Origin of the sequence: Bradyrhizobium sp. SZCCHNGR1005 (genome assembly GCF_032489995.1) — a bacterium.
Classification (GTDB): Bacteria; Pseudomonadota; Alphaproteobacteria; order Rhizobiales; family Xanthobacteraceae; genus Bradyrhizobium.
Genome location: NZ_JAUEZC010000002.1, coordinates 290593 through 309141, shown reverse-complemented (window position 1 = coordinate 309141; position 18549 = coordinate 290593). Strand labels below are relative to the sequence as shown.

The 18549-nt window shown below is 66.0% G+C and carries 14 protein-coding genes; 4 read left to right on the top strand and 10 right to left on the bottom strand.

Going from position 1 to position 18549, the window contains the following annotated elements:
* The first annotated feature begins 18 nt into the window (after positions 1–18).
* Positions 19–2754 (top strand): DNA mismatch repair protein MutS, encoded by a 2736-nt coding sequence (mutS, locus tag QXZ85_RS07555; protein ID WP_315744531.1) that lies wholly within the window; start codon positions 19–21, stop codon positions 2752–2754.
* Positions 2755–3024: 270 nt separating this feature from the next.
* On the opposite strand, the gene QXZ85_RS07550 is transcribed toward mutS, so the two are convergent.
* From QXZ85_RS07550 to QXZ85_RS07530, 5 genes are all read right to left on the bottom strand, one after another.
* A complete protein-coding gene (locus QXZ85_RS07550) occupies positions 3025–3864 on the bottom strand; it encodes a hypothetical protein (protein ID WP_315747564.1) in 840 nt (279 codons plus the stop codon).
* Between the two features lie 214 nt (positions 3865–4078).
* Positions 4079–4588, bottom strand: a complete 510-nt coding sequence (locus tag QXZ85_RS07545; protein ID WP_315702475.1) for an OsmC family protein — start codon at positions 4586–4588, stop codon at positions 4079–4081.
* 56 nt (positions 4589–4644) lie between these two features.
* Complete coding sequence (locus QXZ85_RS07540) at positions 4645–5430, bottom strand: ABC transporter ATP-binding protein (protein WP_315702476.1); 786 nt, start codon at positions 5428–5430, stop codon at positions 4645–4647.
* On the bottom strand, positions 5430–6281 hold the full coding sequence (locus tag QXZ85_RS07535) for an ABC transporter permease (RefSeq protein WP_315769346.1): 852 nt from the start codon (positions 6279–6281) through the stop codon (positions 5430–5432). Before QXZ85_RS07535 ends, QXZ85_RS07540 begins: the two co-directional genes overlap by 1 nt.
* A gap of 223 nt (positions 6282–6504) precedes the next feature.
* Entirely contained in the window at positions 6505–7476 is a 972-nt protein-coding gene (locus tag QXZ85_RS07530; protein WP_315702478.1) for an aliphatic sulfonate ABC transporter substrate-binding protein, read from the bottom strand.
* A gap of 194 nt (positions 7477–7670) precedes the next feature.
* Here QXZ85_RS07530 and QXZ85_RS07525 point away from each other — a divergent pair, with 194 nt between their 5' ends.
* Positions 7671–10466, top strand: coding sequence for a [protein-PII] uridylyltransferase (locus QXZ85_RS07525; RefSeq protein WP_315702479.1), 2796 nt, complete (start codon positions 7671–7673; stop codon positions 10464–10466).
* A 174-nt stretch (positions 10467–10640) separates the two neighbouring features.
* Here QXZ85_RS07525 and QXZ85_RS07520 read toward each other — a convergent pair whose 3' ends face one another.
* Positions 10641–11180 (bottom strand): methylated-DNA--[protein]-cysteine S-methyltransferase, encoded by a 540-nt coding sequence (locus QXZ85_RS07520; RefSeq protein WP_315702480.1) that lies wholly within the window; start codon positions 11178–11180, stop codon positions 10641–10643.
* Positions 11181–11405: 225 nt separating this feature from the next.
* Between QXZ85_RS07520 and QXZ85_RS07515 the strand changes: the two genes are divergently transcribed.
* Complete coding sequence (locus QXZ85_RS07515) at positions 11406–12644, top strand: ABC transporter substrate-binding protein (protein WP_316174203.1); 1239 nt, start codon at positions 11406–11408, stop codon at positions 12642–12644.
* Between the two features lie 27 nt (positions 12645–12671).
* On the opposite strand, the gene QXZ85_RS07510 is transcribed toward QXZ85_RS07515, so the two are convergent.
* Both QXZ85_RS07510 and QXZ85_RS07505 read right to left on the bottom strand, forming a co-directional pair.
* The gene (locus tag QXZ85_RS07510; RefSeq protein WP_316173871.1) at positions 12672–14279 is read right to left on the bottom strand and encodes a Na+/H+ antiporter; all 1608 of its coding nucleotides are present in this window, start codon (positions 14277–14279) and stop codon (positions 12672–12674) included.
* Positions 14280–14304: 25 nt separating this feature from the next.
* Positions 14305–14679 (bottom strand): nuclear transport factor 2 family protein, encoded by a 375-nt coding sequence (locus QXZ85_RS07505; protein WP_315702482.1) that lies wholly within the window; start codon positions 14677–14679, stop codon positions 14305–14307.
* 202 nt (positions 14680–14881) lie between these two features.
* On the opposite strand from QXZ85_RS07505, the gene QXZ85_RS07500 reads away from it, so the two are divergent.
* A complete protein-coding gene (locus QXZ85_RS07500; RefSeq protein WP_315769342.1) occupies positions 14882–16759 on the top strand; it encodes a caspase domain-containing protein in 1878 nt (625 codons plus the stop codon).
* Positions 16760–16855: 96 nt separating this feature from the next.
* On the opposite strand, the gene QXZ85_RS07495 is transcribed toward QXZ85_RS07500, so the two are convergent.
* Both QXZ85_RS07495 and QXZ85_RS07490 read right to left on the bottom strand, forming a co-directional pair.
* On the bottom strand, positions 16856–17494 hold the full coding sequence (locus QXZ85_RS07495; RefSeq protein WP_409977478.1) for a DUF1345 domain-containing protein: 639 nt from the start codon (positions 17492–17494) through the stop codon (positions 16856–16858).
* Between the two features lie 70 nt (positions 17495–17564).
* Positions 17565–18488 carry a farnesyl diphosphate synthase gene (locus QXZ85_RS07490; protein ID WP_315702484.1) on the bottom strand — a complete coding sequence of 308 codons (924 nt, stop codon included), beginning with the start codon at positions 18486–18488 and terminating at the stop codon, positions 17565–17567.
* Between the last annotated feature and the right edge of the window lie 61 nt (positions 18489–18549).

Here is an 18549-nt window from a genome sequence, read left to right as displayed (position 1 = left end):
TTGGGTAATTTCCGCGCCATGACGATCCAGCAGCCCATCTCCGCGCCTGACATGCCCGACACGACGCCCGCGCAAGATGCGCCGGCCAAGCTCACGCCGATGATGGAGCAATATCTGGAGATCAAGGCGGCCCATCCGGGACTCTTGCTGTTCTACCGGATGGGCGATTTCTACGAACTGTTCTTCGAGGACGCCGAAGTCGCCTCGAAGGCGCTCGGCATCGTCCTGACCAAGCGCGGCAAGCACCAGGGCGTCGACATCCCGATGTGCGGCGTGCCGGTCGAACGCTCGGAAGATTATCTGCACCGGCTGATCGCGCAAGGCATCCGGGTCGCAGTCTGCGAGCAGATGGAAGATCCGGCGGCGGCGCGCGCCCGCGGCAACAAGAGCGTGGTCAAGCGCGGCGTGGTTCGCGTCGTGACGCCGGGCACGTTGACCGAAGACAACCTGCTCGATGCACGTGCCAACAACTACCTGCTCGCGATTGCACGCGCCCGCGGCTCCTCCGGCGGCGATCGCCTCGGGCTCGCCTGGATCGACATCTCGACCTCCGAATTCGTGGTCGCCGAATGCGCGTTCGCCGAACTCGCTGCGACGCTCGCCCGCATCAATCCGAACGAGGTGATCGTCAGCGATGCGCTCTATTCGGACCATGCATTCGAGCCGATCCTGCGCGAACTCGCCGCGGTCACGCCATTGACGCGCGACGTGTTCGACGGCGCCACCGCGGAGCGGCGGCTGTGCGATTACTTCGCCGTCGCCACCATGGACGGGCTCGCCGCGCTGTCGCGGCTGGAAGCGACCGCAGCGGCCGCTGCTGTCACCTATGTCGATCGCACCCAGGTGGGCAAGCGTCCGCCGCTGTCGCCGCCCTCGCGCGAGGCGACCGGCAGCACGATGGCGATCGATCCGGCCACCCGCGCCAATCTGGAATTGACGCGCACGCTCGGCGGCGAACGCCGCGGCTCGCTGCTCGACGCGATCGACTGCACCGTCACCTCGGCCGGCTCGCGACTGTTGGCGCAGCGGCTGGCGGCGCCGCTGACCGATGATCGGCAGATCGCGCGGCGCCTCGATGCGGTCGCGGCGTTCGTGGCCGACAGCCCCGCCCGCGAGGACATCAGGAGCATCCTGCGCGGCGCCCCCGACATGTCGCGCGCGCTGGCGCGGCTCTCGGTCGGCCGCGGCGGCCCGCGCGACCTCGCTGCGATCCGCGATGGCATTCTCGCCGCGGATCAGGCCCTGGCGCGCCTGTCCGAACTCGACCAGCCTCCGCAGGAGATCGCTTCGGTGATGGCGGCGCTCGGCCGGCCGTCGCGTGAGCTGGCGGCCGAATTTGCCCGCGCGCTCGATGAGCAGCTGCCGCTGATCAAGCGCGATGGCGGCTTCGTCCGCGCCGCCTACGAGCCGGCGCTCGACGAAGCGCGCAATCTGCGCGACGCCTCGCGGCTCGTCGTCGCCTCGATGCAGGCGCGCTATGCCGACCAGACCGGCGTGAAGGCTTTGAAGATCCGGCACAACAACGTGCTCGGCTATTTCGTCGAGGTCACCGCGCAGCATGGTGACAAGCTGATGGCCGCGCCGTTGAACGCGACCTTCATTCATCGCCAGACATTGGCGGGCCAGGTGCGCTTCACGACCTCGGAGCTCGGCGAGATCGAAGCCAAGATCGCCAATGCCGGTGAGCGCGCGCTCAACCTCGAGCTTGAGATCTTCGATCGGCTCTGTGCTGTCGCGCTCGCCGCCGGCGACGATCTGCGCGCCGCCGCACACGGCTTTGCCATGCTCGACGTCGCGACGTCGCTGGCCAAGCTCGCGGTCGATGACAATTATGTGCGGCCCGACGTCGATGGTTCGCTCGGCTTTGCCATCGAAGGCGGCCGCCATCCGGTGGTCGAGCAGGCATTGAAGCGCGACGGCCAGCCCTTCATCGCCAATTCCTGCGACCTGTCGCCGACGCCGGGCCATCACAGCGGTCAGCTCTGGCTGCTCACCGGTCCGAACATGGCCGGCAAATCCACCTTCCTGCGCCAGAATGCGCTGATCGCGCTGCTGGCGCAGATCGGTTCGTTCGTGCCGGCCTCGCGCGCCCGCATCGGCATCGTCGACCGGCTGTTCTCGCGGGTCGGCGCCGCCGATGATCTGGCGCGCGGGCGGTCCACCTTCATGGTCGAGATGGTGGAGACCGCCGTCATCCTCAACCAGGCCGGCGAGCGGGCGCTGGTGATTTTGGATGAGATCGGACGCGGCACCGCGACCTTCGACGGACTCTCGATCGCCTGGGCCGCGATCGAACATCTGCACGAGACCAATCGCTGCCGCACGCTGTTCGCCACGCATTACCACGAGCTGACGGCGCTCTCCGCCAAGCTGCCGCGGCTGTTCAACGCCACGGTGCGGGTCAAGGAATGGCAGGGCAACGTGGTGTTCCTGCACGAGGTGCTGCCGGGCTCGGCCGACCGCTCCTACGGCATCCAAGTGGCCAAGCTCGCCGGCCTTCCGCCAGCGGTGATCAACCGCGCCAAATCCGTGTTGGCGAAGTTAGAGGCGCAAGACCGCGGCCAGAGTGCGCGTGCTCTGGTCGATGACCTGCCGCTGTTCGCGGTGCCGTCGCGCGCGGCCGTGGAGCCTGCGATGTCGAAGGAGGCGGAAGAGCTGATCGGCGCGGTGAAGGCGCTGAATCCGGACGAGATGACGCCGCGCGAGGCCATGGACGCGCTCTACGCGCTGAAGGCGAAGCTCGGAAAATCGTAGTCACTGTCATTGCGAGGCGCATTTGCGCCGAAGCAATCCAGCAACGGACTATCCCCGATTGGCCTCTGGATTGCTTCGCTCGCAATGACGGCGGAGAGACTTTCTTTCTCCCACACACCACAGTGCCGTAGGGTGGGCAAAGGCGCGAAGCGTCGTGCCCACCACCTCCATCGCAGGATGCGCGTCGGTGGGCACGCTTCGCTTTGCCCACCCTACGAACCGACGCCGTCATTGCGAGGCGCATTTGCGCCGAAGCAATCCAGTAACGGACTATCCCCGATCGGCTCCTGGATTGCTTCGCTTCGCTCGCAATGACAGCGGAGAAGCCCTTCGCCGCCCGATCCACCACAGGCCGAGATTCCATCCCACGCAGGTCGCGAGCGCGAGGCTCAGGCCGGCCGGCGCGCCGAGATGCAGGACGCCCAGATGCAGCACCGCGACCGCGATGCCGAAGCCGATCAGGCCGTAGGCGCCGTTGGCAATCACGGCCGCAGTCGCGGGGCCGCCGATGCGCGGCTGCAGGATCAGCATCATCGAGGTGAAGACGATCGGAAACAGCGCGAGGATGCCTGACACACTTGGACCAGCCCAGCCCGAGACCGATGTAACCGTAGCGACAAGCGCGGCGACCAGCGAGGCGCGCAGCGGCACGTCGTACCAGCGGCGGGTGATCAGCGGCATCTTGGCGTGACGGTAGCGCTCAAGCAGCGGCAGGCAGATCGCGAAGGTCACGGCGTTTGCGATCAGGCCGCCGAGCAGCGACCACTGCACGCTGCGGACCAGCGCTGCGAGGAAGAGCCAGACCGCCACCGCGCAAGCCGTGCTGATGACCACACCGCGGCGCTGGGCCAGCACCGCGTAGATCAGGCTGAGAAAGATGGTGGCGGCATTGACCGGCAGGCTGGTGAGCGCGCCTTGCGCGATGAAGGCGGCGTCATGATCGAGCGCGAGGAAGACGTAGGTGGGGCCGGCCGAGATCGGCAAGGTCGCCACCAGCGCGCCGATCACGGGCCCGGTGCGCTCGGCGATCATCGAAGCCGACACCACGAAGGCGGCCGCAATGACCATGCGCAGGCCGAGGAGGAGGATGAAGGAAAGGTCGGGGGACATCAGCTCATTCGGTGCGGGCAGTAGTCTCCCTCCCCCGCTTGCGGGGGAGGGCTGGGGTGGGGGATGGCCCGAGCCGAAACATTCGCGCCGTGTGGAGAGACTTCCCCCACCCGCCTCGCATCTTCGATGCAAGGCGACCTCCCCCGCAGGCGGGGGAGGCGCAGACCGAGCGAGCATTGCCCGCTGCAATCATCCGCGGCATGGCAAAGCGAGATCACACCCGCTTCAGGCTCACCGAGACTTTCGGTCCGTTCTTGATGGTCTGATAGACCACGCAATAGCGTTCGGTCAGCTTGAGCAGCAGATCGAGCTTGTCTTGCGGCGCATCGGTATCGACCTCGAAGCGCAGGCGAATCTCCTGGAAGCCGACCGGCGCCTCCTTGTCGACGCCCAGCGTGCCGCGGAAATCGAGATCGCCCTCGGCGATCACCTGCCCGCTCTTGAGCGGCACCTCGATCGCGGTGGCGACCGATTTCAGCGTCACGCCGGCGCAGGCGACCAGCGCCTCCAGCAGCATGTCGCCGGAGCAGAGCTCGAGCCCGGAGCCGCCCGTTCCCGGATGCAGGCCGGCCACCGCCAATGCACGTCCGGTCTCGACCTTGCAGGTCAACCCCTCGTCGCCGACCGAGCCCTTGGCCTTCAGCGTGATGATGGCAGCGGCGGGATCCGACTTGTAGCGTTCCTTGATCGGCGCCTGCAGCGCGCGCAGCTCGGCAGCATCCATCGTCGCTCTCTCCCGGATTTCTTACGGTTGAGGTGTACCGGGCCCGGCCGCCGATGTCACCACCACATCGCCGCGCTGGCGTCACGGCTGTTCTGCCGGTCGGGCATCGTTCGATCGAGCGAGCGGTCGAGGCTCGCCAGCACATGGCGCTTGAACTGGTCGAACAGCGGCGCATTGCGGTCGCGCGGTCGCGACAGATTGATCGTGATCTCCTCGAACAGCCGTCCCGGATGCGGCCGCATCACCAGCACGCGGTCCGCCAGCACCACCGCCTCTTCGACGTCGTGGGTGACCAGCACGAGAGTCGGGCGCGTATCCGCCCACAGGTCGAGCAGGTGATCCTGCAGGTCCTTGCGGGTGAAGGCGTCGAGCGCGGAGAACGGCTCGTCGAGCAGCAGCACTTCGGGCTGCGGCACCAGCGCCCGCGCAATCGCCGCCCGCTGGGCCTGGCCGCCGGAGAGTTCGCGCGGCCACGCTCTGGCCTTGTCGGCAAGGCCGACCCGCGCGAGCGCCCGCGCCACGCGCTCGCGGCGCGCGGCAGGCGGCAGCTCGGACAGGCCGAAGCCGATATTGTCGGCGACGGACAGCCACGGCAGCAGCCGCGGCTCCTGAAAGACGATGCCGATCTTGGGGTGCGGCGCGGCGATCGCCTCGCCATCGAGCGTGACCGTGCCGCGGCTGGCCGGATCGAGGCCGGCGATGGCGCGGAGCAGCGTGGACTTGCCGCAGCCGGAGCCGCCGATAATGGCGACGATCTCGCCGAGATTGATCTCGGCCGAGAATCGCTCCAGCGCGTGGACGCCGTTCGGATAGACCTTGCCGAGGGATTGCAGCGACAGCATCAGTTTGCTCCGCCATGACGCGCGAAATTGTCCTGCCAGCGCAACAGCGGCGCGGTCGCCAGCTCGAGCAGCCAGTCGGTAGTCTTGCCGATGATGGCGAAGATGACGATCGCAGCCACGATCTGCGCGGGCTTGCCGAGCTGCTGGCCGTCGATCAGGAGATAGCCGAGCCCCTCGGAGGCGCCCATGAACTCGGCGGCGACCACGAACATCCAGCCCAGCCCCAGTCCGACCCGCAGCGCCACGACATAGGCGGGCAGCACGGCTGGCAGCAAGACGCAGCGGATCATCGAGAGGCCCGACAGGCGGAAGATGCGGCCGACCTCGACGATCTTGCGATCGACCGAGAGGATCGCGCCCATCAGGCCGAGATAGACCGGGAAGAAGACGCCGACCGCGATCAGCGCCACTTTCGAGGTCTCGAAAATGCCGAGCCAGAGGATGAACAGCGGCACCCAGGCGATCGACGGGATCGCGCGCAATGCCTGAACGGTGGGATCGATCAGCCGCCGCGCCAATCCCCAATAGCCGCAGATGCCTCCCATCACCGTGCCGGCGGCGACGCCGAGGCCGAAGCCGAGCCCGACGCGCGCGAGGGTGGCCGTGATGTGGCGCATCAGCTCGCCAGAACGTGCAAGCTCGATGAGCGTGGTGATGATGCGGGACGGCGGCGGCACCAGCCGTCCGGTGGACCAGCCGAGCCAAACGATGAGCTCCCAGCCGGCGGCGAGCGCGACTGGGAGCAGGAGGCCTTGCAGCGGCCGCGCGAGACGCGAGAGCCGCGGCGCGGCTTGCGTGGGCATTGCTTGTTCGATTGGCGCGGCGGCCTGCAATTCGGCGGTCATGGACATCCGTAAGAAGGGCCTCAAGCAAATTACAAAATGATGGCCGCGCTACAAACTCGGTGTCGTCCCGGCCTTGAGTCGGGACCCATACGCCGCGGCGTTTGTTGCGAGACGAGATGTCGCTCCGGCGTGCCTCGCAACAAGCATTCGGGAGTATGGGTCCCGGATCGGCGCCCGCCAACGCTGGCGCGTTGTCGGGCTTGTCCGGGACGACACCGATTTTGTTGTCTCAGTTGGTCGGCAGCGGCACCTGATCGTCGATCAGCGCATCCAGCGATGCCTTCACATCCACCTTGGCATCGATCACGCCGGCCTGTTGCAGCGCCTGGCCCGCGGCCAGGATCGACTCGCGCTGGGGTGCGCCGATGCGGCTATGGGTCAGTTCGGTGCGCTCCTTGAGCTGTTTGTCGACCACCGGTTCCGGCAGCCTGGTGACGGCGATGAAGGTCTTCTTCAGATCGTCGTAGTTGCCGAGCGCATCCTTGCGCGCCTCTTCATAGGTGGCGAGTACGCGGCGGACGATGTCGGGATAATCCTTCAGGAACTGCTCGCGCACATTGAGGATGCCCCAGGTGTTGGCGCCCGCGTTGCGGTAGAACAGCCTGGCGCCGTCTTCGACCTCGGCCTGCGCCATCATCGGATCGAGCCCGGCCCAGGCATCGACGTCGCCACGGAGCAGTGCCGTCTTGCCGTCGGCGTGCTGCAGCAGAACGGGCGTGATGTCTTTCTCGGACAGTCCCGCGCCGAGCAGCGCGCGCACCAGGAAGATGTGCGGATCGGTGCCGCGCGTCACAGCGACACGCTTGCCCTTCAGATCCGCAATGCTGGCGATCTTGGAGTCCTTGGTCGTGACCAGCGCGGTCCACTCGGGGCGCGAATAGACATAGATCGACTTGATCGGGTTGCCGTTGATCCTGGCGACCAGCGCGGCCGAGCCCGCGGTCGAGCCGAAATCGAGCGAGCCGGCATTGAGGAATTCGAGCGCCTTGTTCGAGCCCGCCGATTGCACCCAGACGATGCCGATGCCGTCCTTGGCGAACTCCTTTTCGAGCAGGCCCTTCTGCTTCAGGACCAGCGACACCGGATTGTAGGTTGCCCAGTCGATCCGGATTTCCTTGAGCGGCTCGGCCGCCGAGGCGATGCCGCCGCACAAGAACACCGCTGCCATGGCGGCGAAAGCCCGCCTCGATATTCCGTCCATCCCCGTTCCTCCCTGCTCATTAAAATACTCTCTTATTTCAATGAGTTAGATGGCGCGTCAACGAGAATTACCTTTCCCCAGCGGAGCTATTCCCAGCACGAACATCATGCGCCGATGGCGCGCGACAGCATGGATCGTTTGTTGCATAGAATGTGTCGTGACAGCACAGGCTGTGTTCGATATCCGGATGGTTCATGGACAGCATCGCGACAGATCACAAACTCAAGGCCGATCCGGATTTCGATAGCGCCACCATCGCTGCGGCGGTCGAGGCGCTCGCCGCGCAGCATTCCGGCCGCGAGGATATGTTCCGCTCGGCGGTGGCGCAGCTCCTCAAGGCCGAGCTGGTCAAGGCGCGTGCGGCCGCCCAGGCGCAGCTGTTGAAGGATCGTCATGGCCGGCGCTGCGCCGAGCGGCTCTGCTTCGTGCAGGACGAGATCATCCGCATCCTCTATGCCGCCGCCACCGGGCACCTCTACCGTTCGGACGTGCCGAGCGGCGCCGAGCGCATGGCCGTGGTGGCGACCGGCGGCTATGGCCGCGGCCTGATGGCGCCGGAGTCGGACATCGACCTGCTGTTTATCCTTCCCTACAAGCAGACCGCCTGGGGCGAGCAGGTCGCCGAAGCCATCCTCTATTGCCTCTGGGACATGGGGTTGAAGGTCGGCCATGCGACGCGCTCGGTCGACGAATCGATCCGCCAGGCGCGTGGCGACATGACCATCCGCACCGCGATCCTGGAGACGCGTTATCTCGCCGGCGACCGTCCGCTCTATGACGAACTCGTCGAGCGCTTCGACAAGGAGGTCGTGCAGGGCACCGCGGCCGAATTCGTCACCGCAAAACTGGCCGAGCGCGAGGAACGTCATCGCCGCGCCGGCCAGTCGCGCTACCTGGTCGAGCCCAACGTCAAGGACGGCAAGGGCGCCTTGCGCGACCTGCACACGCTGTTCTGGATCGCCAAATATGTCTACCGGGTGCGCGAGACCGGCGAGCTGCTGGAGCGCGGCGTGTTCGATGCGCACGAATTCCGCACCTTCCGCCGCTGCGCCGACTTCCTGTGGTCGGTCCGCTGCAACCTGCATTTCCTGAGCGGCCGGGCCGAGGAGCGGCTGTCCTTCGATCTGCAGCGCGAGATCGCCGTCCGGCTCGGCTACACCAGCCATCCCGGCATGCAGGACGTCGAGCGCTTCATGAAGCACTACTTCCTGGTGGCCAAGGAGGTCGGCAATCTCACCGCGATCCTGTGCGCCAAGCTGGAGGACCAGCAGGCCAAGCCGGCACCGGTGCTGAGCCGGGTGATCTCGCGGCTGACGACCGGCTCGACCTGGCGGCGGGTGCCGGAGAGCGACGATTTCATCGTCGACAACAACCGCATCAATCTCGCCGCGCCCGATGTCTTCAAGCACGATCCGGTCAACCTGATCCGCATCTTCCGTCTCGCGCAGAAGAACAATCTCGCCTTCCATCCGGATGCGATGCGCGCGGTGACGCGCTCGCTCAGCCTGATCGATACGGGCCAGCGCGAAAATCCGGAAGCCAATCGGCTGTTCATGGAGATACTGACCTCCAACGACGCCGAAGTGGTGCTGCGGCGGATGAACGAGACCGGCGTGCTCGGCCACTTCATCCGCTCTTTCGGCCGGATCGTCTCGATGATGCAGTTCAACATGTATCATCACTACACGGTCGACGAGCACCTGATCCGCTGTATCGGCTTCCTGCAGGAGATCGAGCGCGGCGGCAGCGACGAGTTCGCGCTCGCCTCCGATCTCATGCGCAAGATCCGGCCCGAGCACCGGTCGGTGCTCTACATCGCCGTGCTGCTGCACGACATCGCCAAGGGCCGGCCCGAGGATCACTCGATCGCCGGCGCCAAGGTCGCGCGGCGGCTGTGCCCGCGGCTCGGCTTCAGCAATGCCGATACCGAGCTCGTGGCGTGGCTGATCGAGGAGCACCTGACGATGTCCACGGTCGCGCAGTCGCGCGACCTCTCGGACCGCCGCACCATCGAGAACTTCGCCGCCGTGGTGCAGTCGGTCGAGCAGATGAAGCTCCTGACCATCCTGACCACCGCCGACATCCGCGGCGTCGGTCCGGGCGTCTGGAACGGCTGGAAGGCGCAGCTCCTGCGCACGCTCTATTACGAGACCGAGCCGGTGCTGACCGGCGGTTTCTCGGAGGTGAACCGCGCCAAGCGGATCGCCGCGGCGCAGGCCGAATTCCGCGCCGGCTTCACCGACTGGCCGGAGGCCGAGCTCAACGGCTATATCGCCCGCCACTATCCGGCCTATTGGCTCAAGGTCGAGCTGCCGCGCAAGATCCGCCACGCGCGTTTCGTGCGCGCGAGCGAAGAGGCCGGCCACAAGCTTGCGATCAATGTCGGCTTCGATCCGGCGCGCGGCGTCACGGAACTGACGATCTTCGCGATGGACCATCCCTGGCTGCTGTCGATCATCGCTGGCGCCTGTGCCTCGGCCGGCGCGAACATCGTCGACGCGCAGATCTACACCACGACCGACGGGCGCGCGCTCGACACCATCGCGATCTCCCGGGAATATGAGCGCGACGAGGACGAGGCGAGGCGCGCCACGCGGATCGGCGAGATGATCGAGCAGGTGCTGGAAGGCAAGCTGAAGCTGCCGGAAGCGGTGGCGCGGCGTGCGACCCGCGGCAAGCAGCACAAGGCATTCTCGGTCGAGCCGGAGGTGACCATCAACAATCAGTGGTCGGAGCTCTACACCGTGATCGAGGTCTCCGGTCTCGATCGTCCCGGACTGCTGTACGAGCTGACCACCGCGATCTCCAAGCTCAACCTCAACATCACCTCCGCTCACGTCGCGACCTTCGGCGAGCGCGCCCGCGACGTGTTCTATGTCACGGACCTGTTGGGCGCCCAGATCACCGCGCCGACCCGGCAGGCCGCGATCAAGAGCGCGCTCTTGCATCTGCTGTCGAGCGACGTAAGCGCCGCGCAGCCGGCGGCTTGAAGCGCACGTCTCGATTTTATCCGCTCGTCATTGCGAGCGCAGCGACTTGTCCGCCATAGCCCGAAGGGCGACGGCGGAAGCAATCCAGGGCGGCGCCGGAAGTCTGGATTGCTTCGTCGCTTCGCTCCTCGCAATGACGCTGTTTGTTTGTCATGTGTCGATTGGCAGAGGAGGCTAAACCTCCACGCCCTCATGGCGCAGCAGCCAGCGCTTGCGCGTCAAGCCGCCGCCATATTTCACCAGCGCGCCGTTCGCGCCGATCAGGCGGTGACAGGGCAGCACGACGCTGATCGGATTGGCGCCATTGGCGTGGCCGACCGCGCGCGTCGCCTTGGGCGCCTGCAATCGGGCCGCCAGCGCGCCATAGCTCATGGTTTGGCCCGCTGGAATGCCCGGCAATGCCGACCAGACCTTGCGCTGAAACTCCGTTCCGGCCACGCGCCATGCCACCTCGGCCAGCCGATCGAGATCGCCATTGAAATAGGCCGTCAGGGCCGCCTTGATCGCGGCAGGCGCCTGCCGCTCGTTCAGCATCACCACGCCATAATGCCGCCGAAGCAGATCCATCATGCGCGGTGCATGATCGTCCCAGTCGAGGGCGCGCAGCACGCCGTCGTCATCGGTGACCAGCAGCGCTATACCGATCGGCGTCGCCAGTCGGTCGAGGCGGAACACCGTGGCCGGCTTTTGCGCCGGACTAATGCGTTCGGGCATGTCCGTTTCACCGCTCTCGGTTGATCGATTCCGAAGCTCTATGGCCGCTCCGAGCGTAGGCGTCGACCCGAAATCCGCATCCGCGGGCCGGCCGCCTCGTCTTGCATGGCGCCTTGGCTTCCTCCACAATCCTGGCAGCGATGGCGTCCAAAACAATCAGACCATCGCGCAAAACATCCAGGAGGAACATTGCCCATGAGACATGGTATGATGACACATGGCACGATGCGATCTGGCATCGTCCGTCTTGCCGGGGCCGCCGCGCTTGCGGCCACGCTTGCGGCCACGCTTTCGGTCACATCCGCCTACGCCCAGAAGAAATACGATCCCGGCGCGTCCGACACCGAGATCAAGGTCGGCCAGACCGTGCCGTTCTCGGGCCCTGCCTCGGCCTATGCCTCGATCGGCAAGACCCAGGCCGCCTATTTCAACATGATCAACGATCAGGGCGGCATCAATGGCCGCAAGATCAAGCTGATCCAGTATGACGACGCCTATTCGCCGCCGAAAGCGGTCGAGCAGGTTCGCAAACTGGTCGAGGACGACGAGGTGCTGCTGACCTTCCAGATCATCGGCACGCCGTCGAACGCCGCCGTGCAGAAATATCTCAACGCCAAAAAGGTGCCGCAGCTGTTCGCGGCCACTGGCGCGACGAGGTTTACCGATCCGAAGAACTTCCCCTGGACCATGGGTTTCAACCCCAACTACTTCACCGAGGGGCGCATCTACGGCCAGTACATTCTCAAGGAACATCCGAACGCCAAGATCGGCGTGCTCTATCAGAACGACGATCTCGGCAAGGACTATCTGAACGGCCTCAAGGCCGGGCTGGGCGACAAGGCGTCGAGCATGATCGTCGCCGAGGCGTCCTACGAGGTCTCCGATCCGACCATCGATTCGCAGATCCTGAAGATCAAGTCGGCCGGCGCCGATCTCGTGTTCTCGGCGGCGACGCCGAAGCAGGCGGCGCAGGCGATCAAGAAGATCGCCGAGCTCGACTGGAAACCGACTCACATCGTGGATATCAACGCTACCTCGGTCGGCGCCGTGATGAAGCCGGCGGGCCTGGAGGCGTCCAAGGGCGTCATCTCGGTCAACTACGGCAAGGACCCGCTGGACCCGACCTGGAAGGACGATCCCGGCATGAAGCGCTATTTCTCGTTCATGGCGAAGTACTATCCGGAAGGCGACAAGAACTCGAATTTCAATATCTATGGCTACTCGACCGCGGAGCTCCTGACCACGGTGCTGAAGATGTGCGGCGACAATCTGACCCGCGAGAACGTGATGAAGCAGGCCGCTTCGCTCAAGCACGTCACCGGCGATCTCGCGTTGCCGGGCATGGAGATCAACACGTCGCCGACCGACTATCGCGTCAACAAGCAGCTGCAGATGATGCGTTTCGACGGCGAGCGCTGGGAGCTGTTCGGCCCGGTCCTGGAGGACCATGGTGCGGCAGGCTGAGCTAGCAAAGGCGAGCTGCCTTTTTCTTCACAGCGGCAGCTCGCCATATTCGCGGTTGGCGAGGCTCGCCTCCTCGAGGTCGAGGTCGCGCTCGATCCGGCGCCGGGTTTCGTCGGTGATCCTGCCGTCGCGCAGCAGGACATGGATGAATTGACGCTCTACGGCGATCAATTCGCGGGTCAGCTCGATGCCGAGCGCGGAGGAGTCCTGCTGATCGGGATCGAGCGATTGCGGCAGCTGGTTGACGCGGACCTCATGGCGCGCGCGCAGCAGCCGCACCACCTCGTCGGACAGTTCGCGATCATTGGTCATCGTCTCCAGCGAGTGCAGCGCGGTCTCGAGCGCTTCGCGGCGTGCGGCGATCTCCTGCTCGTGCTCGGCGACATGCTCGGCGCGGCCGGCACGGGTCACGCCGAGCCAGTGAACGACGCGCGGCAGCGTGAGCCCGAGGCCGACCAGGGTGAAGAAGATCACGCCGAAGGAAACGAACAGGATGAGGTCGCGAAACGGGAAGGCGTCGCCGGTCGAGAGCGTCAGCGGCAGCGCCAGCGCCGCCGCCAGCGAGACCGTGCCGCGTACCCCGGTGAAGCCGAGGATGAACACCCACTGCCAGGGCGGCGAGGGGTCGCGTTGGCGCAGGCTTTTCGAAAACCAGCGCGGCAGATAGGTCGCGGGGAAGATCCAGGCGAACCGCGCCAGGATGACGATGCCGACCACCAGCGCCGTCACCAGAAGGATGTCATGCAGCGGAAAGGCCTTAGACCTCTCGTAGAGCAGCCGCATCTGGAAGCCGGTGAGCAGAAACAGCATGCCCTCGATCAGGTAGATCACGAGGTCCCAGAAGAAGACGCCCTGCAGCCGGGTCGCCGAGGGGATCAGGAGCGGCCCGTTCCAGCTCATATAAAGGCCGCAGGCGACGGTCGCGATCACGCCGGAGCCGCCGACATGTTCGGGGATCCAATAGGCGAGATAGGGCGTGAGCAGGGACAGCGTGATCTCGATCTGCGGGTCACGGCTATAATAGCGGGCGCGCAGCATCAGCCAGCCGACGCCGATGCCGAAGGCGATCTCGCCCACCACGATGAGGGCGAACTCGCCGGCGGCGACCGGCAGCGAGAACGTGCCGGTGGTGATCACGGCCACCGCGAAGCGATAGAGGATCAGCGCGGTGGCGTCGTTGGCCAGCCCTTCGCCCTCCAGCACCACCAGGATCCGCCGCGGCAGATGCAGCCGGCGGGCAATGGCGAGCGGCGCCACCACGTCGGGTGGCGCGACGATGGCCCCTAACAGGAAGCCGACGCTCCAGGGCAGGCCGATCAGGATGTGGGTTGCGGCTGCGACCGCGCAGGCGGTGAAGATCACGCAGCCGACCGCGAGCAGCACGATCGGGCGCAGGCTCAGCTTGAACTCGCGCCAGCTCATGGCGACGCTGGCCGAGTAGATCAGAGGCGGCAGCACCACCAGTAGCACCAGCTCCGGCGGCAGCGCGAACGCCGGCATGGTCGGCACGAAGGCCAGCGCGATGCCGGCCAGCATCAGCAGGATGGCCGGCGCAATACTCGCACGGCGCGCGAGCAGTGCGGTTCCGGCCAGCACGGCGAGCAGGATCAAAAACAGCTGAAAATGATCTTCCATGCGATCTGCGCGTCGGTGCCGACGCTCAGTCCCGCAGATCGTAGCGATAGGATTTGGAGACGATCTGCCAGCCATCCTTCAGCTTCATCGCCACCAGATAATCGGTGAAATAGCGCGGCGGGAGCTGGCAGCGGACCTTGATGAAGGCAGTGTTGTCATCCGAGCGGTCGATGGTGACGATGAAATCGTCCCGCGGCTTGCCTTCGGCCTGCGCCGAAGGCCGTTTGCGGACCCAGGCCAGCCAGTCGGCCATGGTCAGGATCTTCAGCTCGCCATTCTCCACGCAGCGCAGATCGGCGGTGGGATGGAAAATCGCGCCGAGCTTGTCGGCGTCGCCCGCATAGAGCGCGTCGAAATAGCCTTGGACCACGGCTTCGACACTGGATCGGTCAGGGTTCACGGCTCTCTCCTCGCTGCGGAACGATCAGCTTATTTTCAACGCAATAACGTGATTGGCAAGACGAACCAAGGCCACATCAGCGGCGACGAACAAGGATGCGGTTTGGCCTGGGAGCGAGGTGTGTGACCGCAATCACAGCCCAGCCGTTCCCAGCTCTGGTAGTCGGCTTCTGCAAGTCTCCCAGCATCATGGGCTCTCAGTCATGTTCCGGTCGCGATCCTTTCAAATCCCCCGCTTGCTGATTGCAGCGGTGTTGCTGCTTGCATGCCAGCCGGCCTTTGCCGAGAAGCGGGTGGCATTGGTCATCGCCAACTCGGCGTATCGGAATGTTCCGCCGCTGGCGAACCCCGTGAATGACGGCGCCGTCATGTCCAAGACCTTCAAGGCGGCCGGTTTCGACGTGGTCGACTTCCGGCGCGACCTGTCGGCAGGGGAGACGCGGCGGGCGCTGCGCGATTTCGCCGATGCCGCGCGGGATGCCGACATCGCCGTGGTGTATTACGCCGGCCACGGCATGGAGGTCGAAGGCGCCAATTACCTGATTCCGGTCGATGCGCGGCTTGAACGCGACACCGACGTTTATGACGAGACGCTGTCGCTGGACCGCATTCTGGTCGCCGTCGAGCCGGCCAAGAAACTGCGCCTGGTCATTCTCGATGCCTGTCGTGACAATCCGTTCGCGAGGACCATGGAGCGCACGGTTGCCGTGCGCGGCATCGGTCGCGGCCTTGCCAGGATCGAGCCGACCAGCCCAAACACCCTGGTCGCCTATTCGGCGAAGGCAGGATCGACGGCGCAGGACGGCGACGGCAGGAACAGTCCGTTCACGCTGGCGCTGTCGCGGCGTATCGGCACGCCGGGGCTCGATATCCGCAAGGCCTTCGGCTTCGTGCGCGACGAGGTGTTGAAGGCGACCGGCAATCGCCAGGAGCCGTTCGTCTATGGCTCGCTCGGCGGTGAGGATGTCGCACTGGTGCCGGCTGCCGCCCGAGTCCCGCAAGCGGCGGCCGCGCCGAATGCGCAATCGGGGATGCGCCGCGACTATGAGCTCGCGCTGCAGGTCGGCAACGAGGCGGCCTGGAACGCCTTTCTGGCGCAATATCCGGATGGCTTCTATGCGAGCCTCGCCAGGCTGCAGCTCGATAAGCTGACGGCGGAGGAGAACCACGTCGCACTGGCCGAGCAGGCCCGGGCGGCCGAAGTCGAGCGGGCGCGTCTCGTCGCCGAAGGCGCGGGCAAGGATGTGCTGGCCAGGGCTGAAGCCAAGGCGGCGGCCGAGGCGAAGGCGGCCGAGCAGGCGCGGATTGCAGCCGCGAAGGTCACGGAGGTCGCGCGGCAGCAGGCCGCGGAGGCGAACGGCAGGCCGCAGGACGAGCCGTCGAACCAGCAGCAAGCCTCGCTCATAGCGGTGACCACGACCGCGGCATCGGTCCCCGCCGCGGCTGCGGCCACCCAGCCGGAGAAAGCTCCGAGGCTGGCATCGCTGACTCCGGCCGCACCGCCGGCCGATCTCGCCAGAGCGGTGCAGGTCGAATTGCGCCGCGTCGGCTGCCTGAACGAGGATGCCAATGGGGACTGGGGCTCGGCCTCGCGGCGGTCGCTGTCGGCATTCAACCGCTATGCCGGTACCAAGCTCGATACGCAGACGGTCTCCGGCGATGCGCTCGATGTGATCAAGCGCAAGCAGGGGCGGGTGTGTCCGCTGGCTTGCCCGCATGGTTTCGAGGTCGACGTCGACCATTGCGACAGGATCGTCTGTGCTGCCGGCTCGTTCCTCAACGACGACAACGAATGCGAGAAGCGCAGCAAGAAGCCGGTCGCGAGCCGCAACGATCGCGACGACGAGCCGGCCCGCAAGCGGCTGCGGTCGGAGCGGCGATTGACGCTTCCCGAGGTCGATGCCGGCCGGCCGCTGTCGGGCTTTGCCAAGCCGCAGCTTCGGGCGGAGAAGCCGGGGCGCGCGTCAGGCCAGATCTATTGCGATGCCTATCTGTGCCGGCCGGTCCAGCGCGGCTGCCATCTCGACTATCAGGGCGGCGGCGGCCCGAGCCACAACGCCAGCGTGGAAGTGTGTAATTGAAGTAGACCGTGCCGCCGCTCGGCGCAGCTGTTGCGGCAGCGTCGGTTTTGGCCCTCTCCGATTCCGGGCGTGGGAGGCCGCACCCCGCCTCTTGAATCAGTTCGAGATCGCGCTTGCGGCGATGTTGACCATCAGCGCGACCAGCGCAGTGTTGTAGATGAACGAGATGATGCCGTGCACGGTCGCGGTGCGTCGGATCACCTTGTCGGTGATGCCGACATCGGACACCTGGGCGGTCATGCCGATCACGAAGGAGAAATAGACAAAATCCCAGTAGTCGGCGTGATCCTGCCTCTCGCCGCTCGGGAATTGCAGGCCGCCCGGTTTGCTGCCGCGATAATAGTCGTGCGCATAATGCAGGGCGAAGGTGGTGTGCACGATGGCCCAGGACAGCGCGACAGTGAGTGTCGCCAGCGTGAGCTCGACGGCGCCGCGCTTGGAAGCGCCGAGCTCGAACACGATCGCGACGATGCTGGCGAAGGCGCCGAGCGCCGTCACCATCAGGATCACGAAGCGGCCATCGTCCTGCTTGATGGCGTTGCGGCGGATGTGCTGATGCTCGCATTGCAGCATCATGAGCACCACCAGCATGAGATAGAGCGTGGCAAAGATGTCCCAGCAGAGCAGGAGCCGGGTCATCACTCGCCAGGCGCCGGGCAGCGCAAAGAACGAGAATATAGCGATGCCAAGCGCAATGAAGGTGCGCGGCCGCGCATAGACCACGCGCAGCGCCATCGGCAGCCTGGTGAAGTGGGCGAGCGCGGGGTCTTCCTTGTGCTCTGGCTGGATCGGCACCGCGCGGGCTCTAGTTCTTGCGCTCGGCCACGAAGCGCGCGGCGGCGCGCAGCACGTCGCCCTTGGCGCCGAAGATCGCGAGCGCCGCATCGCCGCGCGCGAGCAGGTCCCGCACGCGCTGCTTGGCACCGTCGATCCCGAGCTGGGTGACGAAGGTGGTCTTGCCGAGTTCGGCATCGGCGCCGGCCGGTTTGCCGAGCGTCGCCGCATCGCCCTCCACGTCGAGCAGGTCGTCGGCGATCTGGAAGGCCTCGCCAAGCGCGCGGCCGAAATCATCGAGCGCCTGATATTCCTGCGCCGAGGCCTGGCCGAGGAGGGCGCCCGCGATGCAGCCGAAGCGCAGCAGCGCGCCGGTCTTCATCTGCTGCAGGCGCGCCACGTCGACCGGCTCGCGATCGCCGAACCGGCCTTCGCCGGCAAGATCGAGGATCTGCCCGCCCGCCATGCCGCCGATCCCGGAGGCGCGTGCCAGGGCCCGGGTCAGGGCCAGCCGCACGCCGGCATCGGGATGGATCTCGTCGCGGGTGATGATGTCGAACGCGATCGTCAGAAGCGCATCGCCCGCGAGGATCGCGGTGGCATCGTCATAGGCCTTGTGCAGCGTCGGCCGCCCGCGCCGCAGGTCGGAATTGTCCATCGCCGGCAGATCGTCATGGATCAGCGAGTAGCAATGGATGCATTCGAGCGCGGCGCCTGCCATCAGCGCGCCCTGCCGCGGCACGCCGAACACCGCCGCGCTCTCGACCACCAGGAACGGACGCAGCCGCTTGCCGCCGCCGAGGCTTGAATAGCGCATGGCCTCGATCAGCCGCTTCGGCCGCACGATCTCGTCTTGCATCGGCGCGTCCGACAGCAATTCGCCCAGCAGGGCCTCGGTGTCTTCCGCGGTCTTGTCCAGGCGTTGGGTGAAGTCGGTCAGGGCCGTCGCGGTCATCAAGTAGTGCTCCAGAGGCAAAAAATTCGCCGGACAATCGTTGATGACGCCGACTTCGTCA